General features: G+C 65.4%; 16 protein-coding genes and 1 tRNA gene. 8 read left to right on the forward strand and 9 right to left on the reverse strand.

What is annotated here, in order from left to right:
- Window positions 1-63: 63 nt before the first annotated feature.
- Window positions 64-139, forward strand: a tRNA-Ala gene (locus tag AC3D24_RS17960).
- 145 nt (window positions 140-284) lie between these two features.
- Here the strand turns inward: AC3D24_RS17960 and AC3D24_RS17965 are convergent.
- The 3 genes from AC3D24_RS17965 to AC3D24_RS17975 form a co-directional block, all read right to left on the reverse strand.
- Window positions 285-2,078, reverse strand: coding sequence for an autotransporter domain-containing protein (locus tag AC3D24_RS17965; protein ID WP_489032469.1), 1,794 nt, complete (start codon window positions 2,076-2,078; stop codon window positions 285-287).
- A 109-nt stretch (window positions 2,079-2,187) separates the two neighbouring features.
- Window positions 2,188-3,186 (reverse strand): inorganic phosphate transporter, encoded by a 999-nt coding sequence (locus AC3D24_RS17970; RefSeq protein WP_132738978.1) that lies wholly within the window; start codon window positions 3,184-3,186, stop codon window positions 2,188-2,190.
- Window positions 3,187-3,342: 156 nt separating this feature from the next.
- Entirely contained in the window at window positions 3,343-4,461 is a 1,119-nt protein-coding gene (locus AC3D24_RS17975) for a DUF47 family protein (RefSeq protein ID WP_489033217.1), read from the reverse strand.
- A gap of 196 nt (window positions 4,462-4,657) precedes the next feature.
- Here AC3D24_RS17975 and AC3D24_RS17980 point away from each other — a divergent pair, with 196 nt between their 5' ends.
- Complete coding sequence (locus AC3D24_RS17980; protein WP_489032470.1) at window positions 4,658-4,822, forward strand: hypothetical protein; 165 nt, start codon at window positions 4,658-4,660, stop codon at window positions 4,820-4,822.
- A gap of 42 nt (window positions 4,823-4,864) precedes the next feature.
- On the opposite strand, the gene AC3D24_RS17985 is transcribed toward AC3D24_RS17980, so the two are convergent.
- Window positions 4,865-6,190, reverse strand: coding sequence for an MFS transporter (locus tag AC3D24_RS17985; protein ID WP_489032471.1), 1,326 nt, complete (start codon window positions 6,188-6,190; stop codon window positions 4,865-4,867).
- Window positions 6,191-6,304: 114 nt separating this feature from the next.
- Here AC3D24_RS17985 and pgsA point away from each other — a divergent pair, with 114 nt between their 5' ends.
- From pgsA to AC3D24_RS18000, 3 genes are read left to right on the forward strand one after another with little or no spacing between them, the layout of a single operon-like run.
- The gene (gene pgsA / locus AC3D24_RS17990; protein WP_056057734.1) at window positions 6,305-6,856 is read left to right on the forward strand and encodes a CDP-diacylglycerol--glycerol-3-phosphate 3-phosphatidyltransferase; all 552 of its coding nucleotides are present in this window, start codon (window positions 6,305-6,307) and stop codon (window positions 6,854-6,856) included.
- A 2-nt stretch (window positions 6,857-6,858) separates the two neighbouring features.
- The gene (gene moaD / locus AC3D24_RS17995; protein ID WP_489032472.1) at window positions 6,859-7,116 is read left to right on the forward strand and encodes a molybdopterin converting factor subunit 1; all 258 of its coding nucleotides are present in this window, start codon (window positions 6,859-6,861) and stop codon (window positions 7,114-7,116) included.
- Entirely contained in the window at window positions 7,113-7,562 is a 450-nt protein-coding gene (locus AC3D24_RS18000; RefSeq protein ID WP_489032473.1) for a molybdenum cofactor biosynthesis protein MoaE, read from the forward strand. The genes moaD and AC3D24_RS18000 overlap by 4 nt, the downstream gene beginning before the upstream one ends.
- Window positions 7,563-7,684: 122 nt before the next feature.
- Here AC3D24_RS18000 and AC3D24_RS18005 read toward each other — a convergent pair whose 3' ends face one another.
- The 4 genes from AC3D24_RS18005 to AC3D24_RS18020 form a co-directional block, all read right to left on the reverse strand.
- Window positions 7,685-8,344 (reverse strand): fasciclin domain-containing protein, encoded by a 660-nt coding sequence (locus AC3D24_RS18005; RefSeq protein WP_489032474.1) that lies wholly within the window; start codon window positions 8,342-8,344, stop codon window positions 7,685-7,687.
- A gap of 133 nt (window positions 8,345-8,477) precedes the next feature.
- Window positions 8,478-9,110 (reverse strand): fasciclin domain-containing protein, encoded by a 633-nt coding sequence (locus AC3D24_RS18010; protein WP_489032475.1) that lies wholly within the window; start codon window positions 9,108-9,110, stop codon window positions 8,478-8,480.
- Window positions 9,111-9,196: 86 nt separating this feature from the next.
- Window positions 9,197-10,099 carry a hydrogen peroxide-inducible genes activator gene (locus tag AC3D24_RS18015; RefSeq protein ID WP_489032476.1) on the reverse strand — a complete coding sequence of 301 codons (903 nt, stop codon included), beginning with the start codon at window positions 10,097-10,099 and terminating at the stop codon, window positions 9,197-9,199.
- Between the two features lie 114 nt (window positions 10,100-10,213).
- A complete protein-coding gene (locus tag AC3D24_RS18020) occupies window positions 10,214-10,981 on the reverse strand; it encodes a sulfite exporter TauE/SafE family protein (RefSeq protein WP_489032477.1) in 768 nt (255 codons plus the stop codon).
- Between the two features lie 175 nt (window positions 10,982-11,156).
- On the opposite strand from AC3D24_RS18020, the gene epsC reads away from it, so the two are divergent.
- Both epsC and AC3D24_RS18030 read left to right on the forward strand, forming a co-directional pair.
- Window positions 11,157-11,861, forward strand: coding sequence for a serine O-acetyltransferase EpsC (gene epsC / locus AC3D24_RS18025; protein ID WP_489032478.1), 705 nt, complete (start codon window positions 11,157-11,159; stop codon window positions 11,859-11,861).
- A 13-nt stretch (window positions 11,862-11,874) separates the two neighbouring features.
- A complete protein-coding gene (locus AC3D24_RS18030; protein WP_489032479.1) occupies window positions 11,875-12,213 on the forward strand; it encodes a DUF2794 domain-containing protein in 339 nt (112 codons plus the stop codon).
- Between the two features lie 142 nt (window positions 12,214-12,355).
- Here the strand turns inward: AC3D24_RS18030 and pncB are convergent, their stop codons facing one another.
- Window positions 12,356-13,660: a nicotinate phosphoribosyltransferase gene (gene pncB / locus AC3D24_RS18035; protein WP_489032480.1), complete on the reverse strand. Its 1,305-nt coding sequence runs from the start codon at window positions 13,658-13,660 to the stop codon at window positions 12,356-12,358.
- Between the two features lie 83 nt (window positions 13,661-13,743).
- On the opposite strand from pncB, the gene AC3D24_RS18040 reads away from it, so the two are divergent.
- Window positions 13,744-14,331 (forward strand): isochorismatase family protein, encoded by a 588-nt coding sequence (locus AC3D24_RS18040; RefSeq protein WP_489032481.1) that lies wholly within the window; start codon window positions 13,744-13,746, stop codon window positions 14,329-14,331.
- Window positions 14,332-14,336 lie beyond the last annotated feature (5 nt).

Below are 14,336 nucleotides of genomic sequence, written 5' to 3' on the forward strand. Positions count from 1 at the left end.
CGGCATTTACGCCGCTTGCCAACCCGGTCGGGTCCGGTTAGTGACCCGCCTCCCAACGGGAATGGGGCCGTAGCTCAGCTGGGAGAGCGTTCGCATGGCATGCGAAAGGTCAGGGGTTCGATCCCCCTCGGCTCCACCATTTCCGTTGATGCCCGGTCGATTGGACCGTTTTCCCAGATAGCGCGATCGGGCCGGACGGCGACGTCGTTGGCCTGCTGCCTCAGCCCGAATCGAACGGTGTTCTGGACGCGGCACTCCACATCCCGAACACCGTCGCCACGCAGTTAGAACGCGGCGGATAGCCCTGCGAATGCCGACACGCTGTCGCGGTCGTCGCGCAACGCGTAGCCGGCGACACCAGCGCGAAGCGACAATTGGCCGGCGACATTGCCGTCCACGCCCATCGCGTAGCTCATGTAACTGCGATCGGCGCGTTCCACCGTGCTCGTGAAGCTGATCGGCGCGCCCGTTGGGGTCAATGTCAGTGTCCGCGGATCGTCGTCGAACTCGCGCTCGTAGCCGGCGCGGGCGAAGAACCGCACGGGCTCGCCCGGGACCGTCCGGACCACGGCGCCGAAGCGGCCGGTCAGGCTTTTGATCTCCTGCTTGCCGAACGCCGCCGCGGTCGAGAGCCCGCCGGTTTCCGCATAGCCGGCGATGCGGACGCGGTCGTACTGCGCCGCGATGTCGGGGCCGAACGCCACGCCGCCGAGCGTGATCAGGTCGAAGGCGGCGGTGACGCGGCCGGCGACGTAGGTGCCGTCGGTCTCGCCCTCATGCGAACGGATCGCCGGGCCGAGCTGGACGGTGCGTCGAATGTGGCGATAGTCGATCTCGCCGTACGTCCCGTCCGCGAGCAGGCGCACCGGGCCAAGTTCGCCGCGCGCGTAGCCGCTGACCGACCAGGCGCGCGGTTTGTAGGTGCCAGCGCCGGCCTTGAAGTCGCCGGTGCCATCGGAATAGCCGCCAGCCACACCGACTCCCGACGCATCGCCGATCGCGAGGTCGGCGCCCGCGGTACCGCTAAAGCCGCGCTCGGTGATCCCGACGCGCTGGGCGGAATTGCCGCTCGCGTAATAATGATAGCCGGCGCTGCCGAACAGTGACAGCGCGTGCCCGGTGCGTTGCGCGCCGCCGCGTTCTGCGCCTTCGAACAGGTCGCGCTGGCCGCGGAACATCGCTTGTGCCGCGTAGCCGAGCCCGGCGATCTGGTCGGGAGCCTGGACGAGGCTGGCCAGTGCCTGCCCCTGGATGCGCTGCGTCTTGCCCGAAGGATGGACGCTATCGGCCAGGATATAGGTCTCGTTGGCGTCGGGCGAGACGAGTGTCGCGCGCGTACATGCCAGCGATGACGGCACGGCGCAGGCGACGCCGGTGATGTTGGTGTAGCCATAGGTCGCGGGGCTCGCGACGAGTTCGCCGAACAGCCGGTCGGTATCGAAATACAGTGCGTTGACGTTCGCCGCCGCCAATGCCGCGGCATAGGTCCGGTTGAACAGCTGGAGCCCGGCCGCGCCGCCGGTCTGGACCGCGAGCGTGACGATACGCGTGGCGCCCGCCGTCTGGAGCCGGCTGACCTGTGCGGCAAGCTGGGTCGCAGCGGTGGTCAGGATCGCGGTGTTGGTGCTGCCCGCCGCCTGGAACGCGAAGTAATCGTTTCCGCCGCCCTGGATGTAGACGAGATCGCGCGGACCGAACGTGCCGCCAGCGGCGAGGAAGTTGCTGATCTGGGTCGTGACGGGGATGGAAAATCCGTTGGCCGCCGTGACGCGCGCGCCGCCGACCGCGTAATTGGTCCCGCCCTTGCCGTAGACCGGATCAAGCGGGAGGCCGAGTCGCGCCGCGAGGACTTCGGGCGAGACCGGGTCGGGGTTGGTCGTGAAGCTGCCCGCATCGCGCGGCAGGGTTGGATCGAGCGTCAGATAATAGCCGCCGTCGGCGAGGCTGTCGCCGAACACGACCATGCGGTTATAGGTCTCGGTGCTCGCGACACTGGTCGGGCTGGCGGTCTGCGCCACGCCCGGAGTCGCGACGCCGAGCGCGGTCCCGAACAGCAACGCCGCATAGGTCGTCTTCATGATGTCCTCTCCCTGGCGGCGAAGGATCATTGTCCTTCGCTCGCCCGGGAGTGTCGGAGCCGTTTACGGCTGCGTCAATAGACCGTCGCCTGGGATCGGCGGGGAGAGTTCAGACGAACAGCCCGACCAGTAGATACGTCCCTGCGCCGATCAACCCGGCGGCGGGCAGCGTCAGCGTCCAGGCGACGACGATGTTGCTCGCGACGTTCCAGCGGACCGCCGACAGGCGTCGCGCGGCACCGACGCCAACGATCGAGCCCGTGATGGTGTGCGTCGACGACACCGGGATGCCCCAGAACGTCGCGGCGAACAGCGTGATCGCACCGCCGGTCTCCGCGCAGAAGCCCTGTGCCGGGGTCAGCCGCGTGATCTTCGAGCCCATCGTGTGGACGATCCGCCAGCCGCCCGACAGCGTGCCGAGCGCCATCGCCGCCTGGCAGGAGAGGACGACCCAGAGCGGCACGTGGAATTCGCCTCCGAGCAGGCCCTGCGAGTAGAGCAGCACGGCGATGATCCCCATCGTCTTCTGCGCATCGTTGCCGCCATGGCCGAGCGAATAGAGTGCGGCCGAGATCAGCTGGAGCTTGCGGAAACGCTTGTCGACGCCGAGCGGGGTGAGCTTGAGGCTCGTCCAGGCAACGATCAGCACCAGCACCAGCGCGAGCATCAGGCCGATCGCGGGTGAGGCGAAGATCGCGACGACGGTCTTGATCACGCCGCTCCAGACGATTGCGCCGAAGCCGATCTTGGCGATGCCCGCACCGAGCAGACCGCCGATCAGCGCATGGCTGCTGCTCGACGGAATGCCGAGCACCCAGGTGATGACGTTCCACGCGATCGCCCCGATCAGCGCGGCGAAGATCACCTGCGCGTCGATGACATGCGCCTGGACGATGCCGGTGCCGACGGTCTGCGCGACGTGGAGGCCGAAGACGGCGAACGCGATGAAGTTGAAGAACGCGGCCCAGAGGACGGCGTATTGGGGCTTGAGAACGCGCGTGGAGACGACGGTGGCGATCGAGTTCGCCGCGTCGTGGAGGCCGTTCAGGAAGTCGAACAGCAGCGCTATGCCGATGAGGCCGATCAGGAGGGGGAGCGAGAGGATCATGCGATTGCCGCCCTATCCGCTATAAGTACACCCCCCCGGCGAAGGCCGGGGCCCAGTTGGAGAGGTCGCAGTAACAGTGCACCGTCCTCGGTTATTGCCGTCCCCCAATTGGGCCCCGGCCTCCGCCGGGGTGGGGCACCTATCGATGACTGCACATCAAGCATGGTCGATGACCAGCCCCTGGATCTCGTTCGCGACATCCTCGAAGCGGTCGACGATCTTTTCCAGGCTGCTGTAGATCTCGCGGTTGATGATGAAGGTCATCGGATCCGCACTGATCTTCGACGCCTGGAACAGCGCGCGCAGGCCCGTGTCGTGGATGTCGTCGGCATGCCCCTCGATCTGGATCAGCCGCGCGGTCAGGTCGTGCAACCGCCCCGCGTTAGTGCCGAGCGACCGCAGCAGCGGGATCGCCTCCGCGGTGATTCGTGCGGCTTCGACGATGATGCCGGCCATGTCGCGCATCTCGGGCGAGAACTCGGTCACCTCGTACAGCGCGATCGCGTTGGCGGTGCCATTCATCTGGTCGATCGCATCGTCCATCACGCCGATCAAATCCGTGATCGCGCTGCGGTCGAACGGCGTCACGAACACCCGGCGGACGTCCTGCAACACCTCCCGCGTGATATCGTCGGCCTCGTGCTCGCGCTTGACGATCTCGGCGATCTGCCCCTCGATCGAGCCTTCGCCGTGGAGCAGCCGTGCAAGCGCATCGGCGCCGGCGACCAGGGTCGCGGCATGCGCGTCGAACAGTTCGAAGAACCGTCCCTGCTTCGGCATCAGCGACTGGAACCAGCCCAGCATCGGAATTCTCCTTTTCGCGCTCGTGCGCACGACGGGTAAGATACGTTGCGCGAACGACGCCGGGATCGGCGGCTCGCGGAAAGCAGCGATCAGCGCCTTCAGGCCGGGCTCATTGACAGCCTCGGCGGCGCGATCAAGCGTAAACCAGCGCGTGTCGCGCTGTTCGCGCTCGGGCCAGTCGTCCAGTTGCTCGACGAATGCCAGCGGAAACACGGTAACGACCATGTCGCGGTAGCGGCCGGTGCGGCGGCGTTTGCGATACGCGAACTGTCCGACCGGCGAGGGGCAGGGGATGCCGCGGATGCCGGCCTCCTCATACGCTTCCTGCGCGGCCGCCTCATGGCTGGCGAGCCCGACGATCGGATTGCCCTTCGGGATCACCCACCGGCCGGTATCGCGCGAAGTGATCAGCATTACGCGCGCGTGCCCGGCTTCGTCGATCACATAGGGAAGTGCGCCGATCTGCTGGATTGTCAGGGTCCTCTTGCACCACAGAATCACGGGCGTTGACCGCAGCTTATACGTGGTTTCTGCGCAAAGACAGCGGTTCGACGTTCCGTTGGGAAGCCGTTACCGCCCATCCAAATCTGTCCCATTCCCGGACGAGCTTGGTTTAACCACTTTTGCGGCTGGTCGATCTGGTAAACGCCGCGTTAACGTTTGCATCATGACCAGACGCCTAGTCCTCACCAACGAAGCCGCCCGCCATCCGCTGCGGCGGTCGTTGCCGCCACCGGTGATCGCGCGCGCCAAGAACGACGATCACGACCTGAAGCTGTTCGCGCTCAGCTTCGCGGCGTTCTTCACCTGTTTCTACAGCTTCATTTTCTGAGGTGAACGATCCTCCCCCTGCCGGGGGAGGATTGTTCGGCGCCTACTTCCTCAACGTCGGCAAACACCCGACGGCATCGTCGTCGCAGGCGCGGTGCAGCTTCTGCGCCAGCCATGCGGACACCAGGCACATCGCCGCGACCAGGAACAGCATGTCCTCGGGCGTAACACCCATCGCGGTAATACCGATGACGAGGATCGAGCCGATCGTCATCGCGCCCGAATTGACGACATTGTTTGCCGCGACTGTGCGCGCGGTCTGGTCCTTCTCGACGGTCGTCGTCAGGAACGCATAGAGCGGCACGACGAACATACCGCCAGTGATCGCGATCGCCAGCAGCGTCGCCAGCACGGGGATCGCGCCGGGCTGATGGATGAACCCCGCCCAGTCGTAATAATGACCCGCTGGCGCTGGCGTCCAATTGCGGGCGAGGAACGAGAACAGCACGACGAAACCACCCATCGCGATCACCGACGCGGGCGAGAACTTGGCCGAGATACGGCCCTTCAGCATCGAGTTGATGACTACCGAGCCGATCGCGACGCCGACCGAAAACACCGCGATCACGAAGCTGGCGACTCGCTCGTCCGCGGTGAGGACGTTCTTCACCAGCGGCGGGAACACGATGATCAGCACCGCGCCGATCGTCCAGAAGAAGCTGATCGCGACGATCGCGAGGAACAGCCGCGGAATGTGCAGGGTAGCACTGATCAGCCGCCACGACGCGGTGAACGGGTTGTAGTCGAGCTTCAGCGGCGGGCCTTCGCGCGGTGCTGGTGGCACCTGACGCCCCGCGAACCAGCCGATCGCAGCAACGACCAGCACGCTTGCGGCGGCGCCCTCGATCGGGATCCAGCCGGCAGTCACGGTGCCGAGCAGGATCGCCAGATACGTGCCCGCTTCGACTAGGCCGGTGCCGCCAAGCACGTCGCACGGCGCCAGGTGCTGCGGCAGGATCGCGTATTTGATCGGCCCGAAGAACGTCGAATGCACGCCCAGGCACAGCACAGCGCCGAGCATGAGCCCGATACCGAGCGACGGATGTCCGGCGCGCGCGACCATCAGCCCGGTCGCTCCGAGCAGCATGATGCCGATCTCGACCGTCTTCACGATCCGGATGATCCGCGCCTTGTCGTGACTGTCCGCCAATTGCCCGGCGAGCGCGGACAGCAGGAAGAACGGCAGGATGCCGAGTCCGGTCGCCAGCGCGTTGAAGTTCGCCTCCATCTTAGGGTCGTTGAAGACCGCATAGGTGGCGAACAGGACCATCGAAGTCTTGAACAGGTTGTCGTTGAACGCGCCGAGAAACTGCGTGGTGAACAGGGGCAGGAAGCGACGTTGCTTCAGCAACCCGAGGGCATTGAGCATGCGAGAAATCGCCCAGATCGTTGCGAAAATACGCCAAACCCTTAGCCCAGCGCCATGCCCACGCCAACGCTTAAACCGGTTTCGCCGCGCGACCGACCGGTATAGGGGTGGTGGGTGCTGAGCTTGCCTAACCTCCTGACATTGTCGCGGATCGTCGCGGTGCCCCTGCTGGTCTGGTTCCTGTGGTGGCCGGACTGGGAGGCGGGCTACGGCATCGCCTTCGTGCTGTACTGCCTGATGGGCATCACCGATTATTTCGACGGCTATCTCGCGCGATCGAGCGGCGCGGTGTCGCGATTGGGCATTTTCCTCGATCCGATCGCCGACAAGATCATGGTCGCGGCGGTGATCCTGATCCTGGTCGGCACGCGCGATATCGCCGGCATCCATGTGATCGCCGCGCTGGTGATCCTGCTGCGCGAGATCGCGGTGTCGGGACTGCGCGAGTTCTTGGCGCAGGTGCAGGTGTCCGTGCCAGTGTCGCAGCTGGCGAAGTGGAAGACGACGCTGCAGCTCGTGTCGCTCGGCGGCATCATCCTCGGTGGCGCGGTGCCCGACATGGTTTGGGTTCACACGGTCGGCATCGTCGCTTTGTGGGGGGCGGCCGTCCTGACCTTGCTGACCGGATGGGACTATCTCCGCGTCGGCCTGAAGCACATGGACTAAGCATGACGATACGGATGGTCTATTTCGCCTGGGTACGCGAGCGTATTGGCACGGGCGAGGAAACGGTCGAGCCGCCCGCGAGCGTGGCGACGGTGGCGGATCTGGTCGACTGGCTGGCGGAAACGAGTCCGGCGCATGCGAGTGCGTTCGAGAATCGCTCGCGACTGCGCGCGGCGATCGATCAGGATTTCGTGGCCTTGGCTACGCCGATCGGTCGGGCGCAGGAGATCGCGATCTTCCCACCGGTGACCGGCGGATGATCCATGTCTCGGTTCAGCACGCGCCGATCGATATTGCCGCCGAGATGACGCGGGCGGAAGCGGCCGGGGCAGGGGCGGTCGCGACCTTTACCGGGCTGGTCCGCGCGGACGATGGCGTTGGCACGCTCGAACTGGAGCATTATCCGGGCGCGACCGAAGCGGCGTTGCTGAAGGTTGCCGAGGGCGCGATCGAGCGCTGGGGGCTGAGTGCCGCGGTCATCGTGCACCGTATCGGGCCGATGCATCCGGGCGAGCGGATCGTGTTCGTTGCGGCGACGGCGGCGCATCGTGGCGCGGCGCTGGAGGCGTGTGCCTATCTGATCGACCGGTTGAAGACCGACGCTCCGTTCTGGAAACGCGAGACGCGTGGTTTCGAAGCGAGATGGGTCGAGGCGCGCGATGGCGATCATGCTGCAGCTGCTCGGTGGGAAGCTACGCAAAAATAAGCGCATCGACCTAGGCTTGTTCTCCCGCGAAGGCGGGAGCCTAGACTGGGTTCCCGCCTTCGCGGGAAAACAATGTGGTACGGGCCGCGCTTCCCGGGGGGAAACCGCGGCCCGCAATCGCATCAGCCGAGCTTCGGAACGCTCATGCCATTGGTGAGATGAACGACACCGTTCGTCTCCTTGATATCCGCCGTGTCGACGTACGACTTGATCCCGGCGGTGTCGGTCAGCTCTATGTTGCCGTTCGGACCGATCGAGGCGATCAACGGCTGGCCGGCGAGCGTCGTCAGCGTGGCCTTGCCACCACCTGCGGTAATCTGCGCCTTCAACTGGTCGGCCGTCACTGCACCAGCCACGACATGATACTTGATGATCGTCGCGAGCGTCGGCGCCGATTCCGGCTTCAGCAGCGTATCGAGCGCACCGGCAGGGAGACGCGTAAAGGCTTCGTCACTCGGCGCGAACAGCGTGTACGGACCAGGACCCGCCAGCGTCGTCTGCAACTTCGCCGCAGTCACCAGCTTGGCGAGCGTCGCACGGTTCGGCAACGTCGGCAGCGCCGCGGCGATCGTGGTCGTTGCGGCAGCGGGTGCAACTGGCGCGCCAGCCGTCTGTGGTGCGACCGCCGTGCCGGGTGCTGCCGGTGTGGTCGGTGCGGCAGTCTGCGGAGCAGTCGGCGCGGCGGTCTGCGGCGCAGTTGGGGCTGCCGTCTGGGCAGTGGCGCCGGTAGCAATGAGCAGGCTCGATGCTGCGGCAATCATAAGGTTCGTCTTAACAGTCATCTGCAACTCCAGAGATTGTGAATGGGGCGAATGAAACTCGAACTGTAGAATTGGGATAACGAACGGTCTATCTCAACTATTTCGCCGATCAGTCGTAGCAAGGATGCGATGAACCGAGCCTATGCGGCGAAAATCAGCTTAGTTTAGGTACGATCACGCCGTTGACGACATGCACAACGCCATTGGATTGGCGAACATCCGCCGTTTCTACATAACTCTTGTTACCATTGACGTCCGTCAATGCGATCACGGCACCGACCATCGTCGCGGTGATCGGATCACCCTCGACCGTGGTCAATGTCGCGGTACCGCCTCCAGCCGCGATCCGCTGACGCAGATCGTCGGCGGTAATGACGCCCGGCACGACATGGTACGTAAGCACCTTGGTTAGCGAAGCCTTGTTCTCGGGCTTCAACAGCGTATCGACCATGCCCGGTGCCAGCCGCCCGAACGCGTCGTTGGTCGGCGCGAACACCGTGAACGGACCCGGTCCCGACAGCGTGCCGACCAGATCTGCGGCCTTAACGGCAGCAACGAGCGTAGACAGGTTCGGCGCGGCCGACGCGTTGTCGACGATCGTCCGCGTCGCCATCATCGGTACGCCACCGACAGTCGGATTGGCCACGGCGGGCGGGCCATTCGGCACCGCCAGCGCAGGGTTGGCGGGGGTCGTCGATGCGCTGGCGACATCGTCCTTCGATTTGCCGCTGCACGCGGCAAGCGCCAGCGCACTCGTGAGCAGCAGCAGCGGAAACGTCTTCGACATTGGTATCTCCAGGCAATCTGGAAAACATACGATCGAACGCCGAGTTGGTTGCGCACCCGTGCCAATCGTGCGCCAAGCGGATACCGTTATTGGACGTCCGCCAGCGCCTTCGCCATCAGCCGGAAATCCTTCTCGCGCGGGCTCGCCCGCCGCCAGACCAGTGCGATCCGGCGCACCGCATTCACCTCGTCGAGAGGCCGTGCGGTGATGTTGGTGTTGTCCAGGATCCCCGCCTTGATCGCCATTTCGGGCAGCATCGTGATGCCCAGTCCGTTGTCGACCATCTGCACGATCGTATGCAGCGACGTGCCGAGCATCGTCGCCTCCGCGCGCAGCTCCGGTCGATTGCACGCGCCCAGCGCATGATCCTTCAGGCAATGCCCGTCCTCGAGCAGCAGCAGCCGCGTCTCGTCGATCGCCGACGCCGGAATGGCAGGTCGCGCCGAAGGCACCTCGCCCGACGGATAGGCGACGAACAGGCGGTCCTCGAACAACGTCTCGGACGTCACCTCGCCGCATGCATAGGGCAGGGCGAGCAGCACGCAGTCGGTCCGCCCGTTATGCAGTCCCTCGCAGGCCGCCCCGCTCGGTTCCTCGCGCAGGAACAGTTTCAGGTCCGGATAATCCTTGCGCAACCGCGGCAGGATCCTCGGCAGCATGAACGGTGCGATCGTCGGGATGACGCTCATCCGCATGTCGCCCGACAGCGGCTGCCCTGCCGCGCGCGCCATGTCGCCCAGTTCCTCCGCCTCGCGCAGCACGCGCCGTGCCTTGTCGGCGATCCCGTCGCCCAGCGGCGTGAACCGCACCACGCGCCGGGTCCGCTCGACCAGCACCACGCCGATCAGCGTCTCCAGTTCGCGCAAGCCCGCCGACAGCGTCGATTGCGTCACGAAACACGCCTCCGCGGCCCGCCCGAAATGACCATGGTCCTTCAGCGCAACGAGATACTGCAACTGTTTGAGCGTGGGTAGGTAGGTCGCTGCCATTAATCGCCTCTATCGATCATCACACGACAGATAGAGTGCCCGATCGATTACGCCACCCCGCAAATGCCGCAGCGCACAATGAGCGCGGCGGCCAGCATGGTATCGCTGGCGAACTCAGTGGCAGATCGCGCGGTACAGTCCGAACAGGCTCGTCAGCGTTAGAATTACCCCGACCAACACCATCAACGTCTTGGCCGGCACGCGCTTCGCCAGCATCGCCCCGAACGGTGCGGCCAGCACGCCGCCGATCAGCAATCCCACCGTCGCCTGCGTGAACGCCGCCCAGCCGAGCTGCGTGATGAACGTCGCCGAGATCGTCGCGGTGAGGAAGAATTCCGCGGTGTTCACGGTCCCGATCGTCGTCCGTGGTGCCGCGCCCTGCACGAGCAGGTTCGATGTCACCACCGGCCCCCAGCCGCCACCGCCCGCCGCATCGAGGAACCCGCCGACCAGCCCGAGCGGCTCGACGATCTTCGGCTCCTTCTGCTTGGGGGGATAGCGCAGCCCGCGGTACAGCAGGTACACGCCGATCGACGTCAGATACGCCAAGATGAACGGTTTCGCGGTGCTCGCATCGATGTTGGACAACACGTACGCGCCCAGCACACCGCCGATCACGCCGGGTATCATGAGGCGCAGGAACAGCGTCCAGTTGACGTTCTTGTGCAGCACGTGGCTGATCCCCGACACCGCGGTCGTGAAGGTCTCGACGGTATGTACGCCCGCCGACGCTGCGGCCGGGGGCACCCCGACCCAGAGCAGCAACGTGTTCGAGATCACCCCGAACGCCATGCCGAGCGCGCCATCGACGATCTGCGCAGCGAACCCCACCAGGATGAAGGGGAGTAACGTCTCGAAACTCAAGGTCGTCAGATCGAACATCGGCATCCCCCGGATAGTATTGGCGATAATCTGCAACGCGCCAACAAATCCCACAACAAAGATAGGCTTTACACCGATCCCATCGTTTCGACGCGGCGACCGGATCCACGGTCAGCCGGTTCTGGAAATAGGTGGGCCGATACCCTAGATACGGACATCGCGAAGGGGACTGCGGATGTCGAGCGGATTACTGGCCTATCTGGATTCGATCCGCGCACGCGATCCCGCTCCGCATTCCCGCGCGGAAATCATGCTGTACCCCGGCGTCTGGGCGCTCGGCTATCACCGCATCGCGCACCGCCTGTACAAGGCGAAGCTCTATTTCCTCGCGCGCTGCGTCAATCACTGGTCGCGCTTCACGACCGCGATCGACATTCATCCGGGCGCGACGATCGGCCGCAATTTCTTCATCGACCACGGTTTCGTCGTGATCGGCGAGACCGCGGAGATCGGCGACGACGTGACGATCTACCAGTGCGTCACGCTCGGCGGCACCAGCCCCGACAACGGCGTGCAGGGCAAACGCCACCCGACCATCTCCGACGGTGCGATCATCGGCTCGGGCGCGCAGGTGCTCGGGCCGATCACGCTCGGCAAGCGCTCGCGCGTCGGTGCCAACGCGGTCGTCACGCGTGACGTGCCGGCGGGTACCACGGTCGTCGGCATTCCTGCGCGCGCGACCACGATCGAGGGCGGCAACGCCCCCGAGATGCCGCGGTTCGTCCCCTATGGTACGCCGTGCAGCGAGGCATTCGATCCTGCGACGCAGAAGATGGAGCTCATGCGCTGCGAGCTGGAGACGATGCGCAAGCGGCTCGATGCGTTGCTCGCCGATGGCCACGTGGATGAGCGTCCAGAGGACCGCCGCGACCGCGCATGATGGGTGATAGCTGATGGGCGTCGTGCCGTTCCCGACACCGTCCAAGGCGACGCAGGTCGGCTTCGAACGCCTCGAACTCAATCGCATCCTCGATCTCTACGGCCGGATGGTCGCGGCGGGGCATTGGCGCGATTATGCGATCGATCTCGGCAAGGACGCCGCGGTCTTCGCCGCCTTCCGCCGGGCCGCCGAACGGCCGGAGTTCAGGATCGAGAAACGCCCGGCACTGCGCAACAAGCAGGGCATGTGGGCGCTGATCGGCGAGGGCGGCGCGGTAGTGAAGCGCGGGCATGACCTAGGGCCGGTGCTGGCCCCGGTAGAGCGCCGTTTCATGAAGCTGGTCAAGGACTGAGCCAGCCTAACGATCCTCCCCCGCCCGGGGAGGTGGCTGGCTCTTGCCAGACGGAGGGGGAGGAAAGGGAAACCTCTGTTCCGTGTCCTCCCCCTCCGTCGCCTTCGGCGCCACCTCCCCCTGGCGGGGGGGATTGAAACCGTCAGACGAGCACTGGCGCCGAGGCGCGGTCGGCTTCCCCAAAAACGCGCAGATACCGCGCGATCTCGCTTGGCTCGCCGGTCGCCTTGGCCGGATTATCCGACAGCTTAACCGCCGGCCGGCCGTTCGCCGCGATCACCTTGCAGACCAGCGAGATCGGCTCCAGCGCCGCCGCCCCGTCGGGATCGCAACCGCGGAAGTCGTTGGTCAGGTTCGTCCCCCAACCAAAGCTCATCCGCACGCGCCCATGGAAATGCCGATAGGTCTGCTCGATCGTGTCGATGTCCATCCCGTCGGAGAAGATCAGCAGCTTCGTTTTCGGATCGACGCCCTGCTCCTCCCACCAGCGGATGATCTGCTCGCCGCCCGCGATCGGCGGCGCGCTGTCGGGGCGGAAGCCAGTCCAATCCGCCAGCCAGTGCGGCGCATTGCGCAGGAACGCGGTCGTCCCGAACGCGTCGGGCAGCGCGATCAACAGGTTGCCGTTATAATGTTGCCGCCAATGCTCCAGCACGCGGTAGGGTGCCTCGGCGAGTTCGGCGTCGTTGTCGGCCAGCGCGGCGGTCACCATCGGCAGTTCGTGCGCGTTCGTGCCGATCGCCTCCAGATCGGCGTCCATAGCCAGCAGCACGTTCGAGGTACCGATGAACCGGTCGCCGAGCCCTTCCTTGAGCGCCTCGACGCACCATCGCTGCCACAGGAATCCATGCCGCCGCCGCGTGCCGAAATCCGACAGGACAAGGTCGGGGAGCTCGCGCAGCCGTTCGACCTTTTCCCACAATTTCGCCTTGGCGCGCGCATAGACGATGTCGAGCGCGAACCGCCCGCGATCGCGCAGGGCCGCGCGCGATTTCAGCTCGTTGATGATCGTCAGCGCGGGGATCTCCCACATCGTCGTGTGCGTCCACGGGCCGTCGAAATGGAGTTCATACTGCCCGTCGACCTTGCGCAGGTCGTAGGCGGGCAGGCGGAAATCGGCGAGCCAGGCGATGAACTCCGGCCCGAACATCTTCTGCTTCCCGTAGAAGCTGTTGCCGGCGAGCCAGATCAGCTCCTTCTTCGCGAACCGCAGCGTCCGCGCGTGATCGAGCTGCGCGCGCAGTTCGTCCTCGTCGACGATTTCGGCGAGGCGCACGCTGGTCGTCCGGTTGATCAGCGCAAAGGTGGCGCCGACATCCGGATACACCTGCCGGATCATCTGCAGCATCAGCAGCTTGTAGAAATCGGTATCGAGCAGGCTGCGCACGATCGGATCGAGCCGGAAATTGTGGTTGTACGTCCGGGTGGCGATATCGGTCACGGCCATGCGCGCGGGCTCCTGCGTTGCTGGACGCTGCGGGTGTCCGAGAAGACGCGAGTGTGTCAAGCAGCGGCCAAAGGAGAGGTGCGGTGGCGCGGTTCGTGGTCGTGGTGGATACGCAGTGGGATTTCATGGCGGAGAACGGCGCGCTGAGTGTCGCGGGGGCCGCGGCGCTGGTCACGCCGATGCAGGCGTGGCTATCCGCGCAGACGCCAGCCGAAACTGCGGGCGTGCTTTTCACCTTCGACACCCATTTCCGCGAGACCTACGCCGCCTCGCCCGAGGCGCAGATGTTCCCGATCCACTGCGTCCGCGGCACGCGAGGCTGGGGCAACATGCTGGACGTCGCGCTGGTCGACCCCGCGATCCCGGCATGGCGGATCGAGAAGGGGGTGTTCGACATGTGGGCCGAACCGGGCCTGGCGATCGAGGACGCGCGCGACGCAAGCCAATCGACGACCCCGCGCGAAGACTTCTTCGCAGACCTTGCCGCAAAGGGCCTCACCGACGTCACCGTCATCGGCGTCGCGGCCGACTATTGCGTCCGCTGGGCGGTGGAAGGCCTGATCGCTCGCGGCTTCACGGTAACCGTCCCGGCAGGTCTCACGCGCGGTATCGAACGCCAGATCGACACGGTCGCGGCCGAGGATTTCGGGGGTAAGGCACTCGTCGTCTGATCTGG

Source organism: Sphingomonas sp. SL1004 (assembly GCF_057815015.1).

Bases quoted from the DNA above. Each gene is read 5' to 3' on its own strand.
- epsC (WP_489032478.1), top strand. From the start codon at position 11,157: ATGTCGAGCGGATTACTGGCCTATCTGGATTCGATCCGCGCACGCGAT.
- AC3D24_RS18015 (WP_489032476.1), bottom strand. From the start codon at position 10,099: ATGGCAGCGACCTACCTACCCACGCTCAAACAGTTGCAGTATCTCGTT.
- moaD (WP_489032472.1), top strand. From the start codon at position 6,859: ATGACGATACGGATGGTCTATTTCGCCTGGGTACGCGAGCGTATTGGC.
- AC3D24_RS17970 (WP_132738978.1), bottom strand. From the start codon at position 3,186: ATGATCCTCTCGCTCCCCCTCCTGATCGGCCTCATCGGCATAGCGCTG.
- pncB (WP_489032480.1), bottom strand. From the start codon at position 13,660: ATGGCCGTGACCGATATCGCCACCCGGACGTACAACCACAATTTCCGG.
- AC3D24_RS17965 (WP_489032469.1), bottom strand. From the start codon at position 2,078: ATGAAGACGACCTATGCGGCGTTGCTGTTCGGGACCGCGCTCGGCGTC.
- AC3D24_RS18020 (WP_489032477.1), bottom strand. From the start codon at position 10,981: ATGTTCGATCTGACGACCTTGAGTTTCGAGACGTTACTCCCCTTCATC.
- AC3D24_RS18000 (WP_489032473.1), top strand. From the start codon at position 7,113: ATGATCCATGTCTCGGTTCAGCACGCGCCGATCGATATTGCCGCCGAG.
- AC3D24_RS18030 (WP_489032479.1), top strand. From the start codon at position 11,875: ATGGGCGTCGTGCCGTTCCCGACACCGTCCAAGGCGACGCAGGTCGGC.
- AC3D24_RS18010 (WP_489032475.1), bottom strand. From the start codon at position 9,110: ATGTCGAAGACGTTTCCGCTGCTGCTGCTCACGAGTGCGCTGGCGCTT.
- AC3D24_RS17985 (WP_489032471.1), bottom strand. From the start codon at position 6,190: ATGCTCAATGCCCTCGGGTTGCTGAAGCAACGTCGCTTCCTGCCCCTG.
- AC3D24_RS17980 (WP_489032470.1), top strand. From the start codon at position 4,658: ATGACCAGACGCCTAGTCCTCACCAACGAAGCCGCCCGCCATCCGCTG.
- AC3D24_RS18005 (WP_489032474.1), bottom strand. From the start codon at position 8,344: ATGACTGTTAAGACGAACCTTATGATTGCCGCAGCATCGAGCCTGCTC.